Here is an 18,025-nt window from a genome sequence, read left to right as displayed (position 1 = left end):
CCGGTCGATTCACCAGTCGTCAACAAACCCCGACTGTCCAGCATGCCCGACGCCGCATCCGACCATATAGCACGTGCATTCGATTAGCGGGCGTCGTCCGTCACCTTCACCCGAAGGTGTGGCGCGGTCTAGGGTCAGCACCATGATTGATCACGCGCATGACCTGGCGTCTGTACGTGACGCTACCGAGCGGCTGCTCACCGCGGTCGGGAAACTGGACAACGCGTCCGTGACGGAGTCGTCACGGCTGCCGGGCTGGAGCCGCGGCCACGTCCTCGCCCACCTCGCCCGGAACGCGGACGCCCTCGTCAACGTCTTCGAAGGACGCCCCATGTACGCCTCGGCAGAGGCCCGGGACGCCGACATCGCACGCGACGCCCCGCGCCCCCTCGACGTGCAGCTCGCCGACGTACGCGAGAGCGGGGCCCGCTTCCAGGCGGCAGCGGCCGTGCCCGCCGACTGGTCGCGCACGGTGGCGCTGCGCAACGGGGTCACCGACTCGGCGTCCCGCATCCCGTTCCGGCGGTGGGTCGAGGTGGAGCTGCACCACGTGGACCTGGGCATCGGGTACGAGCTGGAGGATCTCCCGGCGGAGTTCACCGAGCGGGAGACCGCGTTCCTCGCCGACCGGTTCGCCGGGCACCCGGACGTGCCCCCCACCCGGCTCACGGACGGCACGCACGCGTGGAGCACGGGTCGCGAGGCGGGTGCTCCACGGGTGACCGTCGCCGGGCGCCCGGCCGACCTGCTCGGCTGGCTGGCGGGACGTCGCGAGGGGACCGCGCTGACGGTCGAAGGGGGCCGACTGCCGTCGCTGCCTCCCCTGTAGCTCCCGGGAGGCGGTCTTCGGACCGCCTCCCGGCGCTAGGCTGGCGGTCATGACGTACAGCGGAGAGGTGAGGGTCGGCGGACCCGCCGACGTGCACGAGCTCAAGGACCTGATGATCACCAAGGTCGCGGTCGGCCCGATGAACAACAACGCCTATCTGCTGCGCTGCCGGGCCACCGACGAGCAACTGCTGATCGACGCGGCCAACGACGCGCACACCCTGCTGGGGACGATCGGTGCCGACGGCATCGCGTCCGTCGTCACCACGCACCGGCACGGGGACCACTGGCAGGCGCTGGCCGAGGTCGTCGCGGCCACCGGCGCCCGAACCCACGCCGGCCGCCACGACGCCGAGGGCATTCCCGTGCCGACCGACGTCCTGGTCGACGACGGGGACACGATCCGGGTGGGGCAGGTGGAGCTCACCGCGCGCCACCTGGTCGGGCACACGCCGGGGTCCATCGCCCTGGTGTACGACGACCCGCACGGGCACCCCCATGTGTTCACGGGGGACTGCCTCTTCCCGGGCGGTGTGGGCAACACCCACAAGGACGCGAAGGCGTTCGCGAGCCTGATCCACGACGTGGAGACCAAGATCTTCGACGCGCTCCCGGACGAGACCTGGGTCTACCCGGGACACGGCAAGGACACCTCCCTCGGCGCGGAGCGGCCCCGGCTGCCGGAATGGCACGCACGAGGCTGGTGAGCTGCGCGCGTTCCGCGTCCGCCGGCCGTGAGGGTGCGCGCCGCAGGGCCCCGACTCCGGGCGACGGCCCGGCGTCTCAGGTCCGGGCCCGCCCCTCCCCGGCCAGCGCCGCGATCCGCTCCACGCCGAAGACGTAGCCCTGGACGCCGCACCCCGCGATCACTCCGTCCGCGCGCTGGGAGACGTAGGAGTGGTGCCGGAACGACTCGCGCTGGTGGATGTTGGAGATGTGGACCTCCACCACCGGCAGGCCGTCACAGGTGTTGAGCGCATCCAGGATCGCGACGGACGTGTGCGAGTAGGCGGCGGGGTTGATCACGATCCCGCAGTGGTTCGTCCGCGCCTCGTGGATCCAGTCGACCAGTTCGCCCTCGTGGTTGGACTGGCGGAAGTCCACCGTCCCGCCGTGCACCGCCGCCGCCTTCGCGCACAGGGCCTCCACGTCGGCGAGGGTGTCGGAGCCGTAGATCTCGGGCTGCCGCTGACCCAGCAGGTTCAGGTTGGGGCCGTTGAGGATCATGATCGGGGCGTTGGCCAGGGTGCGGGGCACGGTTCCTCCGGTCCGTTCGGGGTACGGCAGCCCTGAAGCGACCGCCGCTCGGCCCCCGGTCTATCACGGTGCACCGGCGACCCGGCCGCCCGTACCCTCCCCGCACGACGCCGATCGCGTACCCGCCCGGCGACCGCGTCGCGGTGACTGCCCTGCCCCCGGCTACCGGAACTCTGCCCGCTCCCCCACGGCGGGGTCCGCCGACGGCCCCGGTCGGCGCGGCACCGTCACCTGCTGAACCGCCGCCCGCCCCCGCCGCTTCCTCCTCGCTCCGAGCCCACGCGTGCCTAGGGGTTGATCGCCAGCTCCAGATACGCCGCGAACAGCACGAGGTGGACGCCTCCCTGCAAGGGCGTCGCACGGCCCGGCACGACGGTCAGCGAGGCCACCACGACCGTCAGGGCGAGCAGCACCATGTGGGTGGAACCCAGGCCCAGCACCAGCGGCCCGGACAGCCACACGGACGCGAGGGCGACCGCCGGGATGGTCAGGCCGATGCTCGCCATCGCCGAGCCGAGGGCCAGGTTGAGACTGGTCTGCACCCGGTCGCGGCGTGCGGACCGCACCGCGGCGATGGTCTCGGGGAGCAGCACCAGCAGGGCGATGATGACGCCGACGACGGCGTGGTGCAGTCCCGCGGCCGCCACGCCCTCCTCGATGGTCGGCGAGACCCCCTTCGCCAGGCCGACGACGCCGATCAGTGCCAGACCCAGCAACCCCAGGCTGAGCAGGGCCGTACGGGCGGAGGGGGCGTCGGCGTGCTCCTCGAAGGTGATCACCTCGCCCTGCCGGGTGATCGGCAGGAAGTAGTCACGATGCCGCACCGTGAGGGTGGCGATGAACAGGCCGTACAGGATCAGCGAGGAGATCGCGGCGAACGTCAGCTGCACGGTGGAGAACTCCGGGCCGGGCGCACTGGTGGTGAACGTCGGCAGCACCAGACTGAGTGTGGCCAGGGTCGCGACCGTCGCGAGGGCGGCGCCGGTGCCCTCCGGATTGAACACCGCGATGCCGTGGCGCAGTGAGGCGACCAGGAGGCTGAGGCCGACCACGCCGTTGCAGGTGATCATGACGGCCGCGAAGACCGTGTCCCTGGCCAGGGTCGCGCCCTTCTCGCCGCCGTCCGCCATGAGGGTCACGATCAGCGCGACCTCGATGACCGTGACGGCGACCGCGAGGACCAGGGACCCGAAGGGTTCTCCCACGCGGTGGGCGACCACCTCCGCGTGGTGCACGGCGGCCAGCACGGCCACCGCGAGTACGACCGTCAGGAGAGCGACGAGCCCGCCGGGCAGATCCCGGCCCCAGGTGAAGGCCAGCAGCACGACCGCGGTCACGGGCACGACGGTCGTCCACTGTGCGAGCAGCTCCCGGGGACTGGTGACCATGCGGCGATCGTCGCAGAGGGCCACCTCTCTCGCACTCGCTGTCACGGGGGACGCGGGGCGCGTCCGCTCGCCCGCCGCACGGCCTCACCCGCCGGCACCCTCCCTGGACGGCCGCCGTTCTCGGCCCACGCGAAAGCGGCGAACGGCTCCTCGCCGCCCGCCGCTCCCGGTGGTGCTCGCTACGCCCGGTCAGGGGCGTGCGCGGTCATGCCTCGATGCTGTCCTTCGGAGCCTCGTCGCTCCCGGCGGCCGCGGCTTCCGCCTCGGCCTGCTTCTTGGAGGCGCGGAGGCTGGTGATCGTGGTGACGACCAGGACGGAGCAGATCACGCCGAGCGAGACCGGAATGCTGATCTCGGGGACGTGGACCCCGGACTCGTGCAGGGCGTGCAGGACCAGCTTGACGCCGATGAAGCCCAGGATGACCGACAGACCGTAGGAGAGGTGCACCAGCTTCCTCAGCAGGCCGCCGAGGAGGAAGTACAGCTGTCGCAGACCCATCAGGGCGAACGCGTTCGCCGTGAACACGATGTACGGGTCCTGGGTCAGGCCGAAGATCGCCGGGATGGAGTCGAGCGCGAAGAGCACGTCGGTGGTGCCGATCGCGAGCATCACGACCAGCATCGGGGTCATGACCCGCTTGCCGTTCTGCTCGATCCACAGCTTGGTGCCGTGGTAGCGGTCGGCGACACCGAAGCGGCGCTCGGCCGCCTTGAGCAGCTTGTTCTCCTCGAACTCCTCGTCCTCCTCGTCGGCACGGGCCTCCTGGATGAGCTTCCAGGCCGTGTAGATGAGGAAGGCGCCGAAGATGTAGAAGACCCAGGCGAAGTTGGCGATGATCGCGGCACCCGCCGCGATGAAGATCGCCCGGAGGACCAGGGCGATGAGGACACCGATGAGGAGCACTCGCTGCTGGTACTGCGAGGGCACCGCGAACTTCGCCATGATCAGGATGAAGACGAAGAGGTTGTCCACGCTCAGGGACTTCTCGGTGATGAAGCCCGCGAAGAACTCGCCGGCGGGCTGGCCGCCGCCGAAAACGAGCAGACCGACACCGAAGAGGCCCGCCAGGGCGATCCAGACGGCCGTCCAGATCCCGGCTTCCTTGATCGATACGTCGTGCGGCTTGCGGCCGATGAAGAAGTCGGCCCCGATCAGGACCGCGAGGCCCACGACAGTCAGGACCCACAGGGTCATGGAAACTTCCACTACTACGCCTCCGGCAGTACGTCACACGGCAGATGTCAGCGTCGTCGCTGCCGGAGGTCTCTTCCACCCGGGTCCGGGACGCTAGACGCGTTCGGAACCCACGGGCCGACGCCCCGGGATCTGGCCTGATCCGTATTGACGGGTACGCCGCACAGACAGGGAGTACTCCCCTCCGTACGGACGACAGTACCCCATTCCCCAAGGGAAGGTAAAGAGATTTGCAAATTACGCTCAAGAGGCCAGGTGGGACGCGGTCACCGGTTCCACGAACGGCGGGCGGCGGCGACCTGTGAGAGCACCTGCCGGAGCACCTGACTGCCGGACGGCACGAGCGGTGGCTCGTACGTCCACGCATGCCCCACCCAGGGGTCGGCGAGGTGGTCGTCGGCCACCGGCGTCAGCCGGAGCAGCGAGCGCCACAGCGGGTCGAGCAGCGGCCCGTACCCGGACGAGTCCTCGCGGTCGGCGACCATCATCAGGTGGACCCCGACGGCGGGCCCCTCGTCCGCGAGGTAACGCAGCTGGTTCACCGCCCGGTCGTCGAAGCCGTGCGGGAAGTCGTTGACGATCAGGAGCTGCTGGGAGGTGTCGAGCCCGGGCGGGAGCGCGTCGGGGGCGCCGCCGCGCAGCGCCATCTGCACCAGGTCGACGCGCTGGGTGAGGCGCGCGAGCACGTCCGCGGTGCCGGCGGCCCCCAGGGCGGGCGGAGCGGCGAGCACTCCGCTCTGTGTCAGGGGTGCCAGTGCCTGCGTCCCCGATCCGGCCGGATCGATGACGTGCACGGTGAACTCGCCCGCCGGGTACACGGCGAGCAGCCGCGCCGCGTGGGCGACCGCCGTCTCCAGACCCAGGCGCCGCATCTCGTGGGAGTCGGCGAACGAACCGTCGAACGAGGCGGTGCGCCCGCTGTCGATCCACAGCCCGCGCTCCAGCGGCAGCCGGACCAGCATCGGGATGCGTATGCGCTCGGCCTCGGGCAGGCGGAGGTCGCCGAGCCGCAGGGCCATGGGTATCTCCATCGGTACGCGGTAGGCGTGCCAGACAGGGCTGTCCCAGCTCGCGTAGGCCGTCGGCAGGGCGGGTTCGACGACCTCCGCCTCGGCGGCGAGCTGAGCGACGTCCCGGTCGAGGGCCTCTTGGGCCTGGGACACGAGCTGACCGTGCCGCGCGCGGGCCGCTTCGCGAGCGGCGTCTCCCTGACCCCCGATGCGGCTGCGCGGGTCGGACAGGACCTGGTCCAGTTCCCTCTCCATCCGGGAGTCGGCGAAGTCCACCGCGCTGCGGTACGCGGCCGTGGACCGGGCCAGGTCCTCGAACATGCCCCACACCTGGTTGTAGAGCCGCTCCTCCATGGACCAGCCCGTGGCGTCGCCCGCTACGGGCGGTGCGGGCCGCCCCGGTGCGGCCGGGGGCGCGGTCGGCGGCGGTGGGGGCGGAGCGGCGTTCTGCCGGCGGGGGTGGCTGTAGTCGACGGGGCCACCGCCCGCGGGCGCGGGTGGTCGGGGGGCCGCGGACGCCTCTCCCGGTCCGCCGGGGTACGGCTGCTGCATCCCCTGCTGCGGTGGGACCCCGGCCGCCCGCGGGCCGGGGGTGCGCTCGGAGTCGTACGGGGAGGCCGGTGGTACGGGGCCCGGGGCACCCTGGGGTGCGGCGGCGCCGGAGTCCGGGCCCTGCGCCGGTGCGGCGGTCTGCCGGGAACGGTCGCCGTCGGCGGTACGCGCCGGGGGTGCCGGCACGGAACGGGCCAGGGCGCCGGCCACCGCCTCCTGGATGCTTCCGGCGAGCTGGTGGGCCTGGGGCAGGTGCTGGTCGGCGAGGAGCTCGGCGAGGCCTCCCGCGTAGCCCTGGCCGACGGCCCGCACCTTCCAGGCGCCCTGCCGTCGGTAGAGCTCCAACGCGACGACGGCGGACTCCGCCTCCAGACCGGTGAGGGTGTAACTGGCGACCTCGCCGCCGTCGAGGTCCGTGACGGAGACGAAGGGGGCGGCGACGGCTCCGAAGCGGGCCGGACCGGTCCCGGCGGCGGGCAGGGCGAGCAGCACGCTGATCCGGTGGACGGCGTCCGGCACGGCGCCAAGGTCCACCGCGAGACGGTGATCGGCGGCCGCCTGCCGGGAGACCTCCAGGCCGGGCAGGGTGGGTGCGCCCGGGTGGGCCACCCACTCCGCACCGTGGACCCTGCCGTTCTCGTCGCCGAGCGTGGCGCCGGCCACGACCGGCGTGCCGGCCGAGACCCGGATCTCCAGCCTGGCCCGGGGAAGCGGGTGGTTCTGTCCCCGCGTCAGCTCAGCCGTCATCGCCTGTCCCCCTGTGTCACTCGTGCGTCACTCGTGATGTCGTCCGGCGTCCGCCCGCCCCGCCCGCCGGTCCGTGTCGGCTGCTAGAGAACCGGCAGGACGGCCGGCATCAGGTCCTGGAAGGTGCGGCCGTTGGCCGGGGAACCGATCGCGGTCATCGCCCAGCCCTGGCCCGCCCGGTGCACCTTGGCCATGATCTGGGCCGTGTAGGCGCCGCCACCGGCCAGCGTGTAGCGGGCGAGCTCCTGGCCGTTGGTCTCGTCGACCAGGCGGCAGAAGGCGTTCTGCACTTCCTGGAAGGTCTGGCCCGTGAAGCTGTTCACGGTGAAGACGATCTGGTCGATGTGGACCGGGACGCGCTGGAGGTCGACGAGGATCGCCTCGTCGTCCCCTCCCTGGCCGACGCCTCCGACGAGGTTGTCCCCGGTGTGCCGCACCGAGCCGTCGTCGCTCACCAGGTGACGGAAGAAGACGACGTCGACGGGCTGCTTGTCGGCGAACAGGACGGCGGAGGCGTCCAGGTCGATCTCCCTTGTGCGCGAGCCGAACAGGCCGCGCCGGGGAGCCGCCTGCCAGCCGAGACCCATGCGCACCGACGTCAGGCTGCCGCCGTCGTTCTTCTGCAGACTGATGGCCTGACCCTTGGTCATATTGACGGTCACGCGCTGATCCCCTCTCGGACTGTCCCCTGTTGCCGCGGCGCCCGCGGTTGGCCAGAAGCCTACGCAGGGGCACTGACAGTGCCCCACCCGGGAACGCACTTTGTGTCGGTCTTGCAACACAGTGCGTGTCGGGCGGGCCGTCAGGCCAGACCGGCCTCCTTCATCTGACGCAGTTCCTTCTTCATCTCGGAGACCTCGTCGCGCAGGCGGGCCGCGATCTCGAACTGGAGGTCCGCGGCGGCCGCCCGCATACGGGTCGTGAGGTCCTCGATCTGCCCGGCGAGCTCCGCCGCGGGGCGGTCGGTCACCGCCGTCTCCTTGCTCCTGCCCTTGCCCTTGCCCTTGCCCTTGGGACCGGCCGCTGCCTGGCCGCCGAGGGCGGGAACGGGTGCCTTGGCACCCTTGCCGTCCTTCGACTGGCGGTAGCCCGAGCCGAGCAGTTGCTCGGTGTCGATGTCCTCCCGGGCGATCTGCGCGACGATGTCGTTGATCTTCTTGCGGAGCGGCTGCGGGTCGATGCCGTTCGCCTTGTTGAACGCGATCTGCTTCTCCCGGCGGCGATTGGTCTCGTCGATGGCCCTCTCCATCGCCGGCGTGATCTTGTCCGCGTACATGTGGACCTGGCCGGAGACATTCCGCGCCGCGCGGCCGATGGTCTGGATCAGGGACGTGCCGGAGCGCAGGAAGCCCTCCTTGTCGGCGTCGAGGATCGCCACCAGGGAGACCTCGGGCAGGTCGAGGCCCTCCCGCAGGAGGTTGATGCCGACCAGGACGTCGTACTCGCCGGCGCGCAGCTCGCGCAGCAGTTCCACGCGGCGCAGCGTGTCGACGTCGCTGTGCAGGTAGCGGACCTGGATGCCGAGCTCGAGGAAGTAGTCGGTGAGGTCCTCGGCCATCTTCTTGGTGAGCGTGGTGACCAGGACGCGCTCGTCCTTCTCGGTCCGCTGGCGGATCTCGTGCACGAGGTCGTCGATCTGGCCCTCGGTGGGCTTGACGACGACCTGCGGGTCGACGAGGCCGGTGGGCCGGATGATCTGCTCGACGGCGCCGTCCGAGCGGGAGAGCTCGTAGGTGCCCGGGGTGGCCGACAGGTAGACGGTCTGCCCGACGCGCCCCTGGAACTCCTCCCACTTCAGTGGCCGGTTGTCGAGGGCGGAGGGTAGCCGGAACCCGTGGTCGACCAGGGTCCGCTTGCGGGAGGCGTCGCCCTCGTACATGGCGCCGATCTGCGGCACGGTGACATGCGACTCGTCGATGACGAGCAGGAAGTCGTCCGGGAAGTAGTCCAGCAGGGTGTTCGGCGGGGAGCCGGGCAGGCGGCCGTCGAAGTGCATCGAGTAGTTCTCGACGCCGGAGCAGGAGCCGATCTGGCGGAGCATCTCGATGTCGTACGTGGTGCGCATGCGCAGGCGCTGGGCCTCCAGGAGCTTGCCCTGCTGCTCCAGCTCGGTCAGACGCTCCGTGAGCTCCTTCTCGATGTCGTTGACGGCCCGCTCCAGGCGCTCGGGACCCGCGACGTAGTGGGAGGCCGGGAAGACGTACAGGTGCTGGTCGTCGCTGATGATCTCGCCGGTGACCGGGTGGAGCGTGGAGAGGGCCTCGATCTCGTCGCCGAACATCTCGATACGGACGGCGAGCTCCTCGTAGACCGGGAAGATCTCGATGGTGTCGCCGCGCACCCGGAAGGTGCCCCGGGTGAAGGCCATGTCGTTGCGCGTGTACTGGATGTCCACGAAGCGGCGCAGCAGCTCGTCCCGGTCGTGCTCCTCGCCGACCCGGAGCGGGACCATGCGGTCCACGTACTCCTGCGGGGTGCCCAGGCCGTAGATGCAGGAGACGGAGGCGACCACGACGACGTCACGGCGGGTGAGCAGCGAGTTGGTCGCGGAGTGGCGCAACCGCTCCACCTCCTCGTTGATCGAGGAGTCCTTCTCGATGTAGGTGTCCGACTGCGGGACGTAGGCCTCGGGCTGGTAGTAGTCGTAGTACGAGACGAAGTACTCGACGGCGTTGTTCGGCAGGAGCTCGCGGAACTCGTTCGCCAGCTGGGCGGCCAGCGTCTTGTTCGGCGCCATCACCAGGGTCGGGCGCTGGAGCTTCTCGATCATCCACGCGGTGGTGGCGGACTTTCCGGTACCGGTGGCGCCGAGCAGGACGACGTCCTTCTCGCCGGCCTGGACACGCCGGGCCAGCTCGGCGATGGCCGCCGGCTGGTCGCCGTTCGGCTGGTAGGGACTGACGACCTCGAAGGGCGCCACCGTGCGTTCGATGTGAGAGACGGGCCGCATGGGTTCCACCGTACGACCCCGCACTGACAACGGGTCGGGATCAGCGGTTCTGCGGGGTGCGGGAGCGTCGGTGGGCGAGGGTGCGGCGGGTGTGGTGCGGGGTGTGGTGGGCCGCGGGGTGACGGGTCCTGTGCGGCGGCTCGGTGTGTGCGGGGACGCCCGGTTTCCGGTCCAGTGGGACGTCGGCGGGCTGCCCGGTGACCATCAGCGGGTCGAACATCACCACGACGCCGGCGAGGAGGAGGAAGGCGAGGGGCCCGATCAGCATGGGGGCCAGCAGTTCGGCGGGCGATCCGCCGGAGGCCGGATCGGTCGTGCCGTGGACGTGGACGTCCATTGCGGCCATTCCGGTGTAGTGCATGCCGGTGACCGCCAGCCCCATGACCAGGCTGGCCCCCACGCTCCACAGGAACCCCCGGACCTGTCCGGCCGCCCACAGGGCGGCCGTGGCGGCGGCCATGGCTATGGCGACGGACACGGCGACGGTGAAGGTGTTGTACGTCAGCTGCCCGTCCAGGCGCATGCCGGCCATGCCCAGGTAGTGCATCGAGGCGATGCCCAGACCCGTGATGGTGCCGCCGGTGAACAGGGCCGTCCCGCGCGCCCCCCGGTACCCGACGATGAAGATCCCGATGCCCACCATGACGATGGCGACGGCCAGACTGGCGAAGGTCATCAGCCAGTCGTAGCGGATCGGCGTGCGGTCGATCGTGAACCCCATCATCGCGATGAAGTGCATCGTCCAGATGCCGGAGCCGATCGCCGCCGAGCCGAGCGCGAGCCACCCGGGGCGCCATGACCGGGTGACCCTCATGGACCTCGTGGTGCAGCGCAGCCCGAGGGCACCGCCGAGGCAGGCCATGAGGTAGGCCACCAGCGGTGTGACGAGTCCGTAGTTGAATCCGTCGACCGTGCCTTGCATGTGCGGCTGCCCTTCCGCCTTCTCACGTTCCGGGGTCATGCCCCGGATGTCCTGATGTGCGCCCCTCCCGGGACCGCGCGAACGATCAGGGTCGAGTGCAGAGAGTATGACTCCCACCGGAATGGTCGAACGATTCTCCGGCAAAGAATCACGGGCCTGCCCCACTTGTGCGGTCCCGGTGAGCGGAGTTGAGCGACTCCATTCAGCCTGTGGCCATTCTGCACCCCTCTCCCGTTGACGCTCCGGTGTCACAGTGATGCTGTCCGTGATCGCTCGACGCGAGGAGTACGCATGCACGCGCGCGCAGTTGCCGTCACGACCACCGCGCTCCTGGGGGTCGCCCTGATCGCCCCCCTCTCTCACGCCCGAGCCGCCCACAGCGGTGACGCCGACGGGCCCTCGGTGATCGCCCACCGGGGCGCCTCCGGATATGCGCCGGAGAACACCCTGGCCGCCGTCGACAAGGCGGCCGAGCTGGGCATCCGCTGGGTGGAGAACGACGTCCAGCGCACCAAGGACGGCCGGCTCGTCGTCCTCCACGACAACAGCCTGCGGCGCACGACCGACGTCGAGGAGGTGTTCCCCGACCGGGCTCCCTGGAACGTGAGGGACTTCACCGCCGCCGAGATCGCGCGACTGGACGCGGGCAGCTGGTTCGGCTCCGAGTACGCGGGGACGCGGGTGCCGACCCTGGAGCAGTTCGTGGACCGCCTGGAGCACCACCACCAGAAGCTGCTGCTGGAGCTGAAGAGTCCGGAACTGTATCCGGGCATCGAGCAGCAGACGCTCAAGGTGCTCGCCAACGAGGGCTGGCTCGACCGGCACCACGTGGCCGGGCGCCTGGTCGTGCAGAGCTTCGACGCCGACAGCATCCGCACCGTCCACGACCTCAAGCCCACCGTGAAGACCGGGTTCCTCGGCACGCCTCCCGTGTCGGACCTGCCCGAGTACGCGGAGTTCACCGACCAGATCAACCCGTCCTACGGCTCGCTGTCGATGAGCTACGTATCGTCCGTCCACGCGTTCACGGGGCCGCACGGCCGGCCGATGGAGGTCCACACCTGGACGGTCGACGCCGCGGACACCGCCCGGCTGGTCGCGGGGTACGGCGTCGACGGGATCATCACGAACAGGCCCGACGTGGTGCGGGAGGCCGTGGGCGGGACGGAGGGCTCCGTCCTCCGGTGATCCCGCGCCCGGCCCGGGTCCCCGGGGCGTTCCCGTCCTCGGGGCTCCGGGCTCTGTCAGTGGCCGGCCGTACGGTGGGCGCATGGACAGCCATGGGCAGTACGCGCAGCAGGTCGTGTGGACCGTCGTCGACACCGGCATCGGTCCGCTGCTGCTGGCCGCCACCCCCGACGGTCTGGTCAACGTCGCGTTCCACGCCACCGGGGCCACGCGCGAGCGGGCGCTCGAACGGCTCGCGGCGCGCTTGGGCGCGGACCCCGTCGAGGCGCCCGGCTCCCCGCTGCTGGCCGAGGCGATACGGCAGATGACGGCGTACCTCGCCGGCACGCGACGTGACTTCGACCTGCCGCTGGACTGGTCGTTGATCTCGGGCTTCAACCGGGAGGTGCTGCGCGAGCTGGCCTCCGGCGTGCCCTACGGCTCGGTCGTCGGTTACGGCGATCTGGCGAGCCGGGTGGGGCAGCCGGCTGCCGCCCAGGCGGTGGGCATGGCCATGGGGGCCAATCCGCTGCCGGTCGTGGTGCCGTGCCACCGGGTCGTCGAGAGCGGTGGCCGCATCGGCGGGTTCGGGGGCGGCGTGGACACCAAGCGGCAGCTTCTCGCCCTGGAGGGCGTGCTGCCCGAGCCGCTGTTCTGAGCTCCGGCCGCGAGGGGCGCCGGCTGGTTCACCCGTAGTGCCGTGCCTCGATGATGTTGCCGTCCGGGTCACCGAAGTAGAAGCTGCGCCGGGCCGGGCCGCGCGCGCCGTAGGAGTCGTAGGAGAGTTCCGAGACCGGGACCGCCTGCTCCTCCAGGCGGGCGCGCAGCGCCTCGAAGTCGTGGGGTGACAGTGCCAGGCAGACGTGGTTGACGGGATGGCCAGCGCTGCTGTCGGCACCGGGTACCACCCTCATGCGATCCGCCAGTGAGTGCGGCGCCAGATCGAGGATGGTCTCGTCGTTGAGGCGCACGGAGGGGAAGCTCACGGTCCCCGCGGCGTACTCGGTGACGCGCAGCGGCTGCGTACCGAGGGTCTTCTCGTAGAAGCCGGCCGCGGCGATCGGGTCACGCACCCAGAGGACGACATGGTCGAGACGTGTCGTGTGGTCCGTCATGGTGTCCAGGCTGGTGCTCCCGCGTGCGGGCCGCAAGGGCCCACCGGGGGTCCGCGAGACGTTTGGCCCGGTCCCCGGCCCGCCAGGGATGAGAGGGAACCGACGGACAGGAGGCGGGCACGTGGTGCTGGTGGTGTCGGAGGAGGTACGGGCGGCGATCGACGCGCGTCGTCCCGTGGTGGCCCTGGAGTCCACGATCATCGCGCACGGGCTGCCGCGCCCGCGCAATCTGCTGGTGGCACGGGAGCTGGAGGAGGCGGTGCGCCGGGAGGGCGCCGTACCGGCGACCATCGCCGTGCTGGACGGACGGCCGCACGTGGGCCTCGACAAGGAGCAGCTGGAGTGCGTCGCGAACGAGGCCGGCATCCGCAAGCTCGGCCACCGTGATCTGCCCCTGGCGGTGGCGGCCGGCGCGAGCGGGGCGACCACCGTGTCGGCGACCGCCCTGCTGGCCGCGCTGGCGGGCGTACGGGTCTTCGCGACCGGTGGGCTCGGCGGCGTTCACCGCCAGTGGACGGCGACGCAGGACGAGTCGGCGGATCTGGGCCTGCTGGCCCGCACCCGGATCACGGTGGTCTGCGCGGGCGTGAAGTCCATCCTGGACGTACCGGCGACCCTGCAACGGCTGGAGACGCTGGGGGTCGCGGTGGCCGGGTACGGCACCGACCGCTTCCCCGGCTTCTACCTGTCCGACTCGGGGCATCCGGTGGACTGGACGCTGGACGACCCGGAGCAGGTGGCGGCGGCCATGCGGGCACAGGACACGCTCGGCGGGCCGCCGTCCGCGCTCGTGGTCGCCCACCCCGTCCCCGAGGAGGCGCAGCTCGACCCCGCGCTGCACGCGCGGGTGCTGGCCGAAGCGCTGGACGCGTGCGAGCGGGAGGGGGTCACGGGACAGGCGGTGACCCCCTTCCTCCTCGACCACCTGGTTCGGCACACGGACGGCGCCTCGCTGAACGCCAACCTGGCGGCGGTACGCGGAAACGTACGTCTGGCGGGACGGATCGCGGCAGCGTGGGCAAGGGCGTGACCGCGGGGCGCGGCGGCGCGCTGCTGGTCGTCGGCGACGTCGTCACCGACGTCGTCGCCCGGCACCGGGGGCCGCTGGCCGTCGGCACGGACACGGCCGCCTCGATCCACCGGCTGCCCGGTGGCGCGGGTGCCAACGTGGCGTGCTGGGCCGCGTACGGAGGCTGCGGGGACGTACGGCTGCTGGGGCGGGTGGGCGCCGACGCGGCGGTCTGGCACGAGCGGGAACTGGTGGCCCGCGGGGTGCGGCCCCTCCTCGTCGTCGACGCGGCGGCGCCGACGAGTACGGTGATCTGTCTCGTCGACCTGGGCGCCGCGGCCGAGCGGACCTTCCTCACGGACAGCGGGGCGTCGCTGCGGATCGGCCCCGACGACTGGTCGGACGCGCTGCTCGACGGCGTGACCCGGCTGCACCTGTCGGGTTATCTCCTGTTCTCCGGGTCGGGCCGCGCCCTGGTGTCGGTCGCCCTGACCGCGGCACGCGCGCGGGGGGTGCCGGTCAGCCTGGATCCGGCGTCGGCGGGATTCCTTGCCAGGCTGGGCGTCGACCGCTTCCTCGGTTTGGTCGAGGGCGTGGAGGTGCTGCTGCCCAGCCGGGACGAGGCATGTCTGCTCACCGGGCTTCCGGGCGCGGCCGACGCGGCGGCGAAGCTCAGCCGGCACGTGCCTTCGGTGATCGTCAAACAGGGCGCGGAGGGGGCCCTGGTGGCCCGGTCCGGCGTCGTGTGTGCGCGCGTGCCCGCCGCGCCCGCGTCGCCGCGGGACAGTACCGGTGCCGGCGACGCGTTCACCGGCGCCTTCCTCGCGGCCCTGATGGCCGGCGCGGGGGCCGAGGAGGCGGCCGCCGCGGGGTGCCGGGCGGGAGCCGAGGCGGTCGCACGGGTGGGCGCGAGACCTCCGCGGTCGTCGGAGTGACGGCCGTGCGCGCCGGGAGGCGGGGCTCCGGGGGGGGGCGGCGGTGTGCCGTCGGCGCCTCCTCGTCCAGGGGCACGGTGGCGGTCGGCCGGACGGCTCCGCGCCGGGAACCGGCCGGTCCGCGGTGCCTCCCCCCACGTCGGCCGAGGACGGGGACGGGGACGGTGGACCCGGGGCCTGCCGCCTACGCCTTGCGCCCCCACGCCGAGATCATCGGCGCCGTCGCGAGGTCCATGGTGCCGGAGGCGACGTTCGCGAGGTGACGGTCGATGTCCTCGTGCGTGGCCACCCCGGCGCCGACCAGTTGGTCGCGGACCTGACGGATCGTCGCCGATTCGAGGGCGGCGCACGCGGGCGAGGTGACCGGGAAGTAGGCGTCGGCCTCCACACGGCGCAACCCGGCCTCCCGGAGCAGGCGCGGGAGGCGTCGGCCGTAGGCGAGGTCGGCGCCGCGTCGGGTCAGCAGGTGGCGGAAGCCGTGCCGCAGCCGGTTGGCCAGCTGCTGCTCGGGGCCGTGCTCGTCGGGGCAGAGCAGTGGCTGGAGAGCGGGGTCGGCGTCCTCGATCAGGAGCCGGCCGCCGGGACGCAGGGCCGCGACCATGGACCGCAGCGCGTGTTCCCGGTCCGGGACGTGCACGAGGACGAGCCGGGCGTGCACCAGGTCGAAGCCCTCCCCCGGCGGCTCCTCCGCACCCACGTCGTGGACGCGCACCTCGACCGGCGGGCGGCCGGCCGGAGCGACCCGCGAGGTGTCGATGTCGGTCGCGAGTACCCGGCCGGTCGGTCCCACCTTCTTGGCCAGCCAGGACACCACCGAGGTGCCGCCGGCTCCGGCCTCCCAGCACCGCCAGCCGGGACCGACGCCGAGCGCCTGGAAATGCCGGAACGTCGTCGGGTCGAAGAGGGTGGCGAAGGCGTCGAAGCGCTCCGCCGCCTCGGCCTGCCGGTTGTCGAGAAGGTATCCGTCGGCTCGCGTCATGCGGCGATCATCCCAGTTGTCCGGTCTGCCGGAAGCGGTCGACGCTCCGACGCGGCCTCCCCCGGGGCGGCAGCGGGCCCGCCCGGACCGATGCCGGACCGGTGCCGGACCGAGGCCGGGCCGGGCTCGGGCGGACCGGGCCCGGACAGGCCCCGGTGTGGTGCGAACGGCCTGTCCACAGCCGGGAACAAAGCGGAACGCTCCCCTTCCACAGGCGCGTCCACCGCTCCCGCCGGCCTGGCAAACTGGCGCATCACGGCGCGGGAAGGCATGGCGCGAGACGACCGACGCGAGGGGGACGCGGATGACGATGGCAGGGAATCTACGGAAGGTCACGGGGCTGGGGAAGGTCGGTGCTCTGCGCAGGGTGGCTCGGCTGGCCCGGCGTCGCCCGCGTGTGGACCTGAGCCATCCCGCCCGCTCCCCACTGGGTTCCTCGGTGGTGAACTGCGTGACGTACCGGGACGGTGTCCGCACCCCCGAGGGCGGTGATCCGGTCGAGGCCGTGACGCGCATGCGCAAGCGGGGGGCCGGCTTCGTCTGGCTGGGGCTGCACGAGCCGACGGACCAGGAGTTCGCGGGCGTCGCGGAGCTCTTCGACCTGCATCCGCTGGCGGTCGAGGATGCCATCGAGGCTCATCAACGCCCCAAGGTGGAGCGGTACGGGGAGACGCTCTTCGCCGTGTTCAAGACGGTCTGCTACGTGGAGCACGAGGAACTCACGGCCACCAGCGAGGTGGTGAGCACCGGCGAGATCATGGTCTTCGTCGGCCAGGACTTCGTGGTCACCGTGCGGCACGGGATGCACGGCTCCCTCGGGCCCCTGCGGGAAGGGCTGGAGGCCGACCCCGCACAGCTCGCCAAGGGTCCGTCCACGGTGCTGCACGCGATCGCGGACCACGTGGTGGACGACTTCCTCAGTGTCATCGAGGCGTTCCAGGCGGACGTCGACCATGTCGAGACGGAGGTGTTCGCGGAGCACGGCGCGCGGGTCGATCCGGGCCGGATCTACCAGCTCAAGCGCGAACTGCTCGAACTGAGGCGGGCCGTGGTGCCGCTCGGCCGGCCGCTGGAGGAGCTGGCCGTACGCCCCTCCCGAGTGGTCCAGCCGGAGATACAGGCCTACTTCCGGGACGTCGCGGATCATCTGCTGCGAGCCACCGAGCAGATCGCCGCCTTCGACGAACTGCTCAACTCCATCCTCCAGGCGCACCTCGCCCGCGTGACGGTCGCGCAGAACGAGGACATGCGGAAGATCACCGCCTGGGCCGCGATCGTCGCGGTGCCCACCATGGTGTGCGGCGTGTACGGCATGAACTTCGACCACATGCCGGAACTGCACTGGCGGTACGGCTACGGTCTGGTCATCGGCGTGATAGCCGCCGCCTGCCTGGCACTCCACCGGGGCTTCCGGCGCAGCGGCTGGCTCTGAGGGCGGTCGGGCCCGCTCAGACCGAGAAGCCCACGATCTTCCGCGGCACGACACGAATGATGACGCGCGTCTCCTCCTCCTTCTCGGCGGGCGGATCGATGCCGAGGTACTTGTGGGACAGCTCGCGCGGAAGCCTCTTCTCGTCGTCGGGGACGATCTCGGCGATGCCGCGGATCTCCACGGAGGTGTACGGGTCGGCGAGGTCGTAGACGGACAGGCTGATCCGGGGGTCGCGGCGGAGGTTGCGCACTTTCTGGCGTGCGTCCACGGAGGAGAAGAGCACGGTGTCCCCCTCGCGTTTGATCCACACCACGGAGTTCTGCGGGGCGCCGTCAGGGCCGAGCGTGGCGACGGAGGCGAAGTTTTTGCCGTCCAGCAGGGCACGGACCGGTTCGTCGAAGGCGAGCGCGGAGGTACGGGCAGCGGTGGCGTCGGCGGAAGCGCCGGAGGAGATCGTCATGGCGACAGCGTAGTTGTATGCGCGCGCATATAAAAGGGGTGGGAGTGCACGGAGTGCAGGGCCGTGTCGGCCGGGCGCT

17 protein-coding genes are annotated in these 18,025 nt (G+C 71.5%); 7 read left to right on the top strand and 10 right to left on the bottom strand.

What is annotated here, in order from left to right; translation table 11 throughout:
* Nucleotides 1-142 precede the first annotated feature (142 nt).
* Nucleotides 143-829: a maleylpyruvate isomerase family mycothiol-dependent enzyme gene (locus tag AC07FV_RS04905; RefSeq protein ID WP_479084665.1), complete on the top strand. Its 687-nt coding sequence runs from the start codon at nucleotides 143-145 to the stop codon at nucleotides 827-829.
* A 49-nt stretch (nucleotides 830-878) separates the two neighbouring features.
* On the top strand, nucleotides 879-1,535 hold the full coding sequence (locus AC07FV_RS04900; protein ID WP_479084663.1) for an MBL fold metallo-hydrolase: 657 nt from the start codon (nucleotides 879-881) through the stop codon (nucleotides 1,533-1,535).
* 76 nt (nucleotides 1,536-1,611) lie between these two features.
* Here AC07FV_RS04900 and aroQ read toward each other — a convergent pair whose 3' ends face one another.
* The 7 genes from aroQ to AC07FV_RS04865 form a co-directional block, all read right to left on the bottom strand.
* A complete protein-coding gene (gene aroQ / locus AC07FV_RS04895; protein WP_383649736.1) occupies nucleotides 1,612-2,085 on the bottom strand; it encodes a type II 3-dehydroquinate dehydratase in 474 nt (157 codons plus the stop codon).
* A gap of 287 nt (nucleotides 2,086-2,372) precedes the next feature.
* On the bottom strand, nucleotides 2,373-3,473 hold the full coding sequence (locus AC07FV_RS04890; protein WP_479084661.1) for a calcium:cation antiporter: 1,101 nt from the start codon (nucleotides 3,471-3,473) through the stop codon (nucleotides 2,373-2,375).
* Between the two features lie 205 nt (nucleotides 3,474-3,678).
* Nucleotides 3,679-4,680 (bottom strand): TerC/Alx family metal homeostasis membrane protein, encoded by a 1,002-nt coding sequence (locus AC07FV_RS04885; protein WP_384693018.1) that lies wholly within the window; start codon nucleotides 4,678-4,680, stop codon nucleotides 3,679-3,681.
* A gap of 254 nt (nucleotides 4,681-4,934) precedes the next feature.
* Nucleotides 4,935-6,977, bottom strand: a complete 2,043-nt coding sequence (locus AC07FV_RS04880; protein WP_479084659.1) for a TerD family protein — start codon at nucleotides 6,975-6,977, stop codon at nucleotides 4,935-4,937.
* 83 nt (nucleotides 6,978-7,060) lie between these two features.
* Nucleotides 7,061-7,639, bottom strand: a complete 579-nt coding sequence (locus AC07FV_RS04875; protein WP_479084657.1) for a TerD family protein — start codon at nucleotides 7,637-7,639, stop codon at nucleotides 7,061-7,063.
* 140 nt (nucleotides 7,640-7,779) lie between these two features.
* The gene (gene uvrB, locus AC07FV_RS04870; protein WP_479084656.1) at nucleotides 7,780-9,927 is read right to left on the bottom strand and encodes an excinuclease ABC subunit UvrB; all 2,148 of its coding nucleotides are present in this window, start codon (nucleotides 9,925-9,927) and stop codon (nucleotides 7,780-7,782) included.
* Between the two features lie 40 nt (nucleotides 9,928-9,967).
* Nucleotides 9,968-10,849 carry an MHYT domain-containing protein gene (locus AC07FV_RS04865; RefSeq protein ID WP_479084896.1) on the bottom strand — a complete coding sequence of 294 codons (882 nt, stop codon included), beginning with the start codon at nucleotides 10,847-10,849 and terminating at the stop codon, nucleotides 9,968-9,970.
* Between the two features lie 291 nt (nucleotides 10,850-11,140).
* On the opposite strand from AC07FV_RS04865, the gene AC07FV_RS04860 reads away from it, so the two are divergent.
* Nucleotides 11,141-12,037, top strand: coding sequence for a glycerophosphodiester phosphodiesterase (locus AC07FV_RS04860; protein WP_479084654.1), 897 nt, complete (start codon nucleotides 11,141-11,143; stop codon nucleotides 12,035-12,037).
* An 82-nt stretch (nucleotides 12,038-12,119) separates the two neighbouring features.
* Nucleotides 12,120-12,674, top strand: coding sequence for a methylated-DNA--[protein]-cysteine S-methyltransferase (locus AC07FV_RS04855; protein WP_479084652.1), 555 nt, complete (start codon nucleotides 12,120-12,122; stop codon nucleotides 12,672-12,674).
* A 28-nt stretch (nucleotides 12,675-12,702) separates the two neighbouring features.
* Here AC07FV_RS04855 and AC07FV_RS04850 read toward each other — a convergent pair whose 3' ends face one another.
* Nucleotides 12,703-13,131, bottom strand: coding sequence for a VOC family protein (locus tag AC07FV_RS04850; protein ID WP_479084650.1), 429 nt, complete (start codon nucleotides 13,129-13,131; stop codon nucleotides 12,703-12,705).
* 121 nt (nucleotides 13,132-13,252) lie between these two features.
* Between AC07FV_RS04850 and AC07FV_RS04845 the strand changes: the two genes are divergently transcribed.
* Both AC07FV_RS04845 and AC07FV_RS04840 read left to right on the top strand, forming a co-directional pair.
* On the top strand, nucleotides 13,253-14,161 hold the full coding sequence (locus AC07FV_RS04845) for a pseudouridine-5'-phosphate glycosidase (RefSeq protein ID WP_479084648.1): 909 nt from the start codon (nucleotides 13,253-13,255) through the stop codon (nucleotides 14,159-14,161).
* Nucleotides 14,146-15,075 (top strand): carbohydrate kinase family protein, encoded by a 930-nt coding sequence (locus tag AC07FV_RS04840; protein WP_479084646.1) that lies wholly within the window; start codon nucleotides 14,146-14,148, stop codon nucleotides 15,073-15,075. Before AC07FV_RS04845 ends, AC07FV_RS04840 begins: the two co-directional genes overlap by 16 nt.
* Nucleotides 15,076-15,259: 184 nt before the next feature.
* On the opposite strand, the gene AC07FV_RS04835 is transcribed toward AC07FV_RS04840, so the two are convergent.
* The gene (locus AC07FV_RS04835; protein WP_479084645.1) at nucleotides 15,260-16,054 is read right to left on the bottom strand and encodes a methyltransferase domain-containing protein; all 795 of its coding nucleotides are present in this window, start codon (nucleotides 16,052-16,054) and stop codon (nucleotides 15,260-15,262) included.
* A gap of 304 nt (nucleotides 16,055-16,358) precedes the next feature.
* On the opposite strand from AC07FV_RS04835, the gene AC07FV_RS04830 reads away from it, so the two are divergent.
* On the top strand, nucleotides 16,359-17,486 hold the full coding sequence (locus AC07FV_RS04830; protein WP_479084643.1) for a magnesium and cobalt transport protein CorA: 1,128 nt from the start codon (nucleotides 16,359-16,361) through the stop codon (nucleotides 17,484-17,486).
* Between the two features lie 16 nt (nucleotides 17,487-17,502).
* On the opposite strand, the gene AC07FV_RS04825 is transcribed toward AC07FV_RS04830, so the two are convergent.
* A complete protein-coding gene (locus AC07FV_RS04825) occupies nucleotides 17,503-17,946 on the bottom strand; it encodes a PPOX class F420-dependent oxidoreductase (RefSeq protein WP_479084642.1) in 444 nt (147 codons plus the stop codon).
* Nucleotides 17,947-18,025: the final 79 nt, after the last annotated feature.

The sequence above is a fragment of the Streptomyces sp. NPDC045956 genome, assembly GCF_056430705.1.
The sequence above is the reverse complement of the archived record's forward strand: the minus strand, read 5'-3'. Positions and strand labels throughout refer to the sequence as shown.